An 878-nucleotide genomic window follows, 5' to 3' on the forward strand; every position below is an offset into this window, starting at 1 on the left:
CCCCCCCCGCTCCCCCCCCCCCCCCCCCCCTCCCCCCCCCCCCCCCCTCCCCCCCCCCCCCCCCTCCCCCCCCCCCCCCCCCCCCCCCCCCCCCCCCCCCCCCCCCCCCCCCCCCCCCCCCCCCCCCCCCCCCCCCCCAAGCCCGTTGTGGTCCAGGTCTGCGGATTGGTGCGATCATCCCCCACGCCGCGCATCCACCCGGGTCGCTTCCGCCGCCGCCTCAGCTGCCTGGGCTTTCCGGGGTCATCCCCCACGGCAACATCCACCGGATTTCCTCACCCCGGCCCGGAACGACCCCCGGCCCGTCGCCGGGCCGCCCATCCATCGCGCCATCCACCGGATCACCTCACCGGCGCCCCGGCTGCACGGACCTACCGCCAACCATCCCCACGGCCGCCCGTCCACCGGATCACCTCATCGGCTCCCCAGGTGCCCGGGCCTTCTCCCCGCCCGTCCCCTACGCCCCCCGGCACACCGCACTGCCCGGCTGGTCACTTCACGTTCGCCGACCGAGGCTGCCCATCCTGTCCCTGGTGCCTTGTCGGATTTATCCGGCGGATTGACGTCGGGCGAGGATTCGCACAGACACGTTGGCGCGGCCTCAGCGCAGCAGCAACCTCCACCGGCGGGATGTCGGAGGACTCAATCGCCGGGCCCGCTGCGCGACGCGCGCTGCGGCCCAACCGCCTCGTTCGGCCCGACCCCGGTGGCTTGGCACGGCGTGCGGCGTCGCCCTTGCGGCCCGGCACGGTCGACGCCGCCTCCGCGACTCGGCATGACCAAGCGGCACGGCCCAGCAGGCAGTGCAAGACAGCGGCATGGGGCAGCCCGATGGGCATGGCCCGGCCCCGTGGGCCCAGCCCAGCGGGCGTGGCCAG

This window comes from Actinoplanes sp. NPDC051405 (assembly GCF_055586185.1).